Source organism: Chamaesiphon sp. (assembly GCF_041738855.1).
In the GTDB taxonomy this organism is placed as follows: domain Bacteria; phylum Cyanobacteriota; class Cyanobacteriia; order Cyanobacteriales; family Chamaesiphonaceae; genus Chamaesiphon.
Genome location: NZ_JBGSPA010000002.1, coordinates 23504 through 30325, shown reverse-complemented (window position 1 = coordinate 30325; position 6822 = coordinate 23504). Strand labels below are relative to the sequence as shown.

The window sequence follows — 6822 nt, the reverse complement described above, 5'->3', positions numbered from 1 at the left end:
CAATTAATACCTTCATTAATTAGCTGGAGATGGAGCACTGTAAATCCAACTTCTTTATAGCAAGTGAAAACCGTGGTATTCGGTAAGTTCAATAAAGAGTTTAGGTGAAAATCCATATTCAGGATCGGTGTAGAATGTAGCAACAGCTACATTCTACACTGTTTTCAAGGGAGAGCCGCAATTTCCCAACAATTGCGATACTCATCAATACTGAAGCTCTCTCTCGCATATCCGTAGAGCAACTTAATATTTGCGAGGATTGGCTCCCTGCGGATTTCCGACTCAGTTAGGACAACAAATGTCCATCCTGTCTCATCATATAATCCAGACAGCATCTGGTATAACCGAATGTACTTTTCACTCTCAACCGTCTTCTGAGACTTAACTTCAATAATTTGCTTTTTCTGATGGCGAACGACCTGGAAATCTGGAGTGTGGCTTTTCTCTTTCCCGTTACTTTGGTAATTTACGGCAATTCCTGGCGTATTGTAAGACAGAACATCTGTGTCAAACTCTAGCCAGTACATAAAATCCTTCTGCAACAGAGAGTTGTATCGGAAACTAGTTTCCATCTTACAACTACTAAAATTACCGATATTCTGCTTTGGTCGCCGATTCTTAGTTGTCAGTCTTGAAATGACCATAGAGTATCTCGGATAATTATGAGATACGATTATTATATCAAGTGGTGCCTTGTTATTTCATCTTATGTGTAAATAAATTTCACTTTATGGGTAGATATTTCACTTTATGGGTAAATATTTCACTTTATGTGTAGACCGACAACCCACAATACATTAAAAATCTCACACCAACTCCGCCAAAATCTTGGTAACTTCCCCTTGGTGATGCCGACGGTTATCGTCGTAGCGAGTGAGCGTATTCAAATCCGCATGACGGCTCAATTTCTGCACCCGGCGGGTGTCCCCATTCGTCGCATCCAAAGCTGCCGTAATCGCACTGTGACGCACGCGGTGGGGACTCATCACCTTGTATATCCCCGCTGCTGCACTCGTCTCTCTGACGAGGTTATAGATGGCATTCCCACTCAATCGATGCCCCTTCGTCGCGCGATCGAGCGTACAAAATAACGGCTCGCTGGCTTTACATTTCCCCCGCAATTCCAACCACGCTTGAATCGCCTGTACCGACTGACGACTGAGATCGATCGACTCCCGCTGCACCTTCCCCTTCCCAATAATCCACAATTTACACCCGATCGGATCGAAATCCTTCACATTCGCCTGACATAATTCCGCCCGCCGGAGTGCGTTATCCCACAATAACCGCAAGATTGCATAATCCCTGACACCCTTAATTGTCTCGCGATCGAATACCTGGATCATCCCCTGATATTCCGTCGGATTCACCCCCGAAGTATCCCGATAAGTCTGTACCCGCACCCCTTCCACATCCGCCAGATCGTAGTGACATTCCCCCACTTTGCGTGCATAACCCACCAAACTTTTGATCGCCGCCAGTCGAGTATTAATCGTAGACGGAGCCAACCCTTTATCGGTTAAAATCCGCCGATACCTCAATACTAACGTCATCGCCTGATAGCGATCGAGTTTCAAAAATTCCCCGACTAATGCTGGTGTCGGAGCAGCCTGAGCGACTTGCATGAAAAAGTCCACCAATGCCTTAGTATAAGTCCGCCGCGTATTGGGCGAACGCCTGTCGGCAATGAGTTCCTGAAGTAAATCCCGCTGGGCGATATCGCTCAGCGATAGAGGTGATGCGGCGATGGTAGAGAGTAATGTCAAGGTAATTAATTCTCGATCGCGAGTAATCGGGTTGCGATCGATCTTACCCGAATACTTTGTCGGCGATCGATCTCCAGTCCAAAATTTATTGAGCAAGTGTAAATTGCCCGACGATTCTCTTCCAGAGAGGCTTCGCCAACGATTGTAGGCTAAAAATAGTACCATCTTCTGTTTCAGTTCGCTCGACTAATCCCCGCCTACCCAATGACACGATCGAAGAATGAATCGAGCTATTATTACTAACCGAGCCAGCCATTTCACTCGGCTCCTCCCGACTCAGTGGTGGTTCAGGTAAAGCCTCAATATTGAGTGACGCGATGAGAGGATGTTTGGAAAGTATAAATAAATACTACTAAAGAAAAAGCTCCCTAGACTTGTTAGGCTGGATAAAATTCTTACGTCTGATTTAATAAATATCATTTCCTGATTTCGATCGCGTTGTGAACCCAAATATTCACATCATTATGCTCGACCTTAGCCAACTTTTCGCGCGATGACAGCATAAAAAGGATCGCCACCACCAGCACCCATCCATCGTAATAGTTCGGGAACTTGGCTAACTTGAACGATCGTTTCAGGGGTACTAAATCCTGAAACAGAATTAAAATAACTCTTGACTAATTCCACACGATCTGTTTCACTCCCATCTCGCCAAGCTGCGATAGCCTTATTGTAGAACATCCGATTTGAGAAGCTAAAAATGGCAATGCCATTAGGTTTAAGAATGCGATAAATCTCGGCAAATATCGCTTCGGGATATTGCAGATATTGGACAGATACAGTGTTCAGAACTGCGTCAAAACTGGCGTCTGCTAACGGTAGTTTCAGATCTTGATTGAGATTTTGGACAAAATAACGATCGAAGCGTGGATTTTTGGCTAGTTCGCTTTCATTCAAACCATGCCCCTGAATATATTCAAACTTTATCTCGTCGGGCAGATGAGATACCCAGCTACTCATCATATCAAATATCCGTGTATTTGGTAGCAGTCGTTCGCGATACAGGGTAGTTAGTCGCTCGATAAATCCTGTATCTACATGCGTGACAAATCGCGGGACATCGTAGAATTCTCGATCGTTACCACCATCTAATTTTTGGCGTTGTCTAGAGTTTAAGAGCATGTCAAGTGTCAGTTATTAACTATGAGGTATTAGGAGCGAACTAAACTTACCCGATCGATATTAATGAGTTAATCTCAACATCACCAAGCTCGATCGATTACTAATTAATTTAACACTATCTAAAACTTGATGCCAATTTGACCGTTGATACCTCGGACGGAATGATACCCAATCCCAAAGAATGTATTACCAGGTGGGACAAAGTGAACTCCACCAGAGTAAGCAACACCTTTGTCGCCGTAAATTCCTAAGCCAACATAAGGAGAAACCAGGGGGAGACTAAAGAATTTGAGGAGATCGACTCCAGTCGAGCCACCAGACCCAGTCCCAATTTCGGCACCAATATCGAATATTTTCACACCGACGCCATAGGTGAGAGTACTATCTTTACTACCTACGGTTACCCAAGGTTCGGGAATTAACTGGGCGGAAGCTGGGTTGACTTGAAATGGTGCGATCGCGATTAGTGTCGCAACTAGCGAACTATAGATTAACCTATATTGCATGAGTCATTCTCCTGTTGTGCTAGCAAGTATCGAAGTTTGAAGATCCCCACAAGCGCATGTTTTGATGCTGTGCGATCGATATTAGCGGTGACGATGGCAGGCTGAGATTGTTTCTAGTCGCAGATTGACTGAAATTTGAGTCCCATTTCTAACTATGAATCAGATTTATCACTAACCGCTCGGACAATTCGCGAAAGTTCGTATTTTTCATCGACAGCAATGCGACTGGGCGAACCACTAATAATCCCCTCATAGTTACGAAATGAATCTTTGATTTCCGCACCATCTTTACTGATAGTATATTCATGAATACCCTTATCATGCCAAGACCCCCGCATCTTAAATACATTGAGCGCTCGTGCCATTTCGCCCCGAATTTCGACATATTGCAGCATCAAAATGGTATCGGTAATCGTCGAAATATGTGAATCAGTAATAGAATTCGATCCCATAAACTGGTCGGAAGTATTCGTAAAAAATCCGGTGATTTCTTCTTGCTTGGCGTAACCTGTCACGCCGATCACAAACTGTCTAAACGAGTTGTTACTTACGCCACGCGATAGCGCAGAGAGTGAATCGATCGCAATCCGATCGGGTTTGAATTCGGCGATTTCAGATTTGATTGTTTGCAAATGATCTTCCAATCCGGCTGATTCTGGATAAGTACATAATATTTTTAGTAATCCTTGCCTTTCCAGTTCTTCAAAATCAATTCCCCACGAAGAAGCATTCCGCGATAGTTGTGCGCGGGACTCTTCATAGGCGAACAAAATCGCTCGTTCGCCAGCCAAACAGGCTTGTTGGATAAATTTACTCACCAGCAGGGTTTTACCCGTCCCTGTTGCTCCAGTAACGAGGATGATTGAGTCTTTAAAATACCCACCGCCGCACATCTCATCGAGAGCTTTGACACCAGATGACACTCGGATATTTGAAGATTTTTGGGTGAGCCGCATCGCTCCGAGTGGGAAAATATTAATGCCGTGGTTGGTGATTGTGAAGGGATATTCTCCCTTCATGTGAGTGGTTCCCCGGAGTTTGAGGATTTCGATCGTGCGACGGCGACGTTCTCCTTCTAGCACATTGCGGACGATCGCGACGTTATCGGACACAAATTCTTCGACGCCAAAGCGGGCGACGGGGCCATATTCTTCGACCCGCTCGGTGGTCATGATCGTAGTCGCACCCATCTGCTTGAGTCGTGCTACCAGCCGAAAGATTTCACGTCTCACTACTGAGGCGGCGTCATATTGTTGAAAAATAGCGGTGACAGAATCGATCGAGACTCGCTTGGCTTGATATTTGACAAAGGCATACTGAATACGTTCGATCAATGCTGAAAGATCGAAGCTACCGACTACTTCTTGTCCTTCAGGATCTGGTGAAGCATCGAGGATAAATAGTTTGCCATCATCGATCGATTTTTGGAGATCCCAACCAAAACTGTAAGCATTCTTAATAATGTCCGCAGGTGACTCCTCAAAAGTCACAAAAATTCCAGGCTCATCAAAATAGTGAATACCATTGTAGACAAATTGAACGGCTAACATGGTTTTGCCCGTTCCCGATGTGCCACTGAGGATCGTCGTTCTCCCCACAGGTAATCCGCCGTGTGAGATATCATCAAAACCTTCGATCATGGTGTGGATCTTCTGCACACCCAGCGGATTTAATTTTCGTTCTTCTAAATGATTCGTACTGGTCATTGCGGGGATTTGAAAAGTTTCTAACTAAACAACTAATTCAAGTCGGTAACATCGCTGAAAACGAAATAAATATTCAAATCTAACGTTCTAAAAATCTTCCTCGCGCTCGGATAGCTCTTCATATAATAGATCTAAACCGATCAACACTTTCTCGCGATCGGATAAGTCCCCAATAATTTTGCGAACTGGTGGCGGTAGCACCTTGGAAAGTGTGGGAGTAGCTAAGATCTTGTCCTCTTCTGCTAGTTGCGGATTTTTGAGCACATCAATTACTTTAAGGGCATATACGCCTTTAAACTCTTCTTCTAAGATATTCTTTAGAGTTCGGAGTGCCCTCACTGAGTTGGGCGTATTTCCAGCCACATATAGCTTGAGGACATAAGTTTTCATTAACGGAGTCATAAGTTAACCTCTAAATTGTCACGGGTAAAGTATTAAAATTGGCTACTTATGGTTGGCGTAGCCTTTTACTACAGAGAATCTTGCTAATACTCAACCCTAGATGTCAATAACTACTACATCTCTCGCGGTACCGAGCGACGATACATTTCACACAGATGAGCGATAATGTCAATCAGCGTGAGGCGGTAGTCTAGTAAAATCTCTTCGCTACGCCCTTCCAATTTTAGCTGGTTTGAGAATTTCTCCATCAATTCCATGTGAATCTTGACAATCTCGGAAACAGCCAGATCTCGGAAAAATACTGAGCTGACAAATTCATCGATTTTCAGATCGATTTGATTGCTGTCAGCAAAGTAGTCGAGGACAATCGATCGGTATTGAGATTTTAATTGTTCGAGTAGCTCTTGCTTCTGTTGTCGGTCGAGATGTCGGAAAAATTGGCTGGAGCTGCGCCGATAGTAGACGGCTAGATATCCTAGTCGCTCACTGAGCTTGTGTGCCAGACGACTCTGCTGCTCGAGCAGAAAGTTGGGTTCGACGGCGATCTCCAATGCTACTGCTGGTGGCTCAGTGTGTTCGGATGCGGTGACGATGGGTGTGAGGTTCAAGAACTTGGCAATGGCTTTATCGATCGCCACGGCAATCTCTGACAGCTCTGTGACTGCCAAGATGACCTCGGATGGCTGATAGATATAGCTACTGGTTACTGACAACTGGGGCGTTGTTGTCTGAAGTGGATTTGGTAAATTGTGAGAAATCAACCGATGAATAATCACCACTGGCAACACTTTGCCACGATCGTAAAGATGATTGATGACTGGTAAGAGTTGTTGCTCGGAATAAAATACTAGGCAATCTAGCTCCTGCTCGGCTAGTTCTACATTGTCTAGAAACTCCGCTCGCTCGGTAAAATACAGTAAGGTATAACGTTCGGTACTCAAATATCGACTCAACAGCGGCAATAAGTCCGCAGAGTCAGCTAAAACTGCAATGGTGAGAGAACCAGACAAAATAATTTACACTCGCTAAAGGTGTTAAAAACTAGCTGTAGCATTTCGATCGAAATCCTAGTAATTAACCGATGGAGTTGATGCTAGCTAAACAAGGTCGGATCGATCGGCATCCGGCAAATCTGGCGATCGCCATCATGTCACTCAGACCGCATTATTTCACCAATTATGTACTGAAACACCGCTCGATCTAAACTTAATGTTTATTTTATAATCATAGCATCATTAGCCCCCAGTAGGGAACTGGACAATGCCGATTTGGGCTAATCAGGCCCAAATTAGGATCGATCGTCTAGCAGTCTGCGGTATC

Annotated in this window: 7 protein-coding genes; all 7 read right to left on the bottom strand. The window is 44.4% G+C overall.

What is annotated here, in order from left to right; all coding sequences use genetic code 11:
- Positions 1-164 precede the first annotated feature (164 nt).
- The 7 genes from ACEW9I_RS00405 to ACEW9I_RS00375 all read right to left on the bottom strand — a co-directional run bounded on the left by ACEW9I_RS00405 (position 165) and on the right by ACEW9I_RS00375 (position 6512).
- Positions 165-572, bottom strand: a complete 408-nt coding sequence (locus ACEW9I_RS00405) for a TnsA endonuclease N-terminal domain-containing protein (protein WP_373538401.1) — start codon at positions 570-572, stop codon at positions 165-167.
- Positions 573-806: 234 nt separating this feature from the next.
- Complete coding sequence (locus ACEW9I_RS00400; RefSeq protein ID WP_373538404.1) at positions 807-1766, bottom strand: tyrosine-type recombinase/integrase; 960 nt, start codon at positions 1764-1766, stop codon at positions 807-809.
- 474 nt (positions 1767-2240) lie between these two features.
- Positions 2241-2888: a class I SAM-dependent methyltransferase gene (locus ACEW9I_RS00395; RefSeq protein WP_373538400.1), complete on the bottom strand. Its 648-nt coding sequence runs from the start codon at positions 2886-2888 to the stop codon at positions 2241-2243.
- 119 nt (positions 2889-3007) lie between these two features.
- Complete coding sequence (locus tag ACEW9I_RS00390) at positions 3008-3394, bottom strand: hypothetical protein (protein WP_373538399.1); 387 nt, start codon at positions 3392-3394, stop codon at positions 3008-3010.
- 152 nt (positions 3395-3546) lie between these two features.
- Positions 3547-5100, bottom strand: a complete 1554-nt coding sequence (gene kaiC, locus ACEW9I_RS00385) for a circadian clock protein KaiC (protein ID WP_373538398.1) — start codon at positions 5098-5100, stop codon at positions 3547-3549.
- Between the two features lie 87 nt (positions 5101-5187).
- Entirely contained in the window at positions 5188-5502 is a 315-nt protein-coding gene (gene kaiB, locus ACEW9I_RS00380) for a circadian clock protein KaiB (protein WP_373538397.1), read from the bottom strand.
- A gap of 113 nt (positions 5503-5615) precedes the next feature.
- The gene (locus tag ACEW9I_RS00375) at positions 5616-6512 is read right to left on the bottom strand and encodes a circadian clock protein KaiA (protein ID WP_373538396.1); all 897 of its coding nucleotides are present in this window, start codon (positions 6510-6512) and stop codon (positions 5616-5618) included.
- Positions 6513-6822 lie beyond the last annotated feature (310 nt).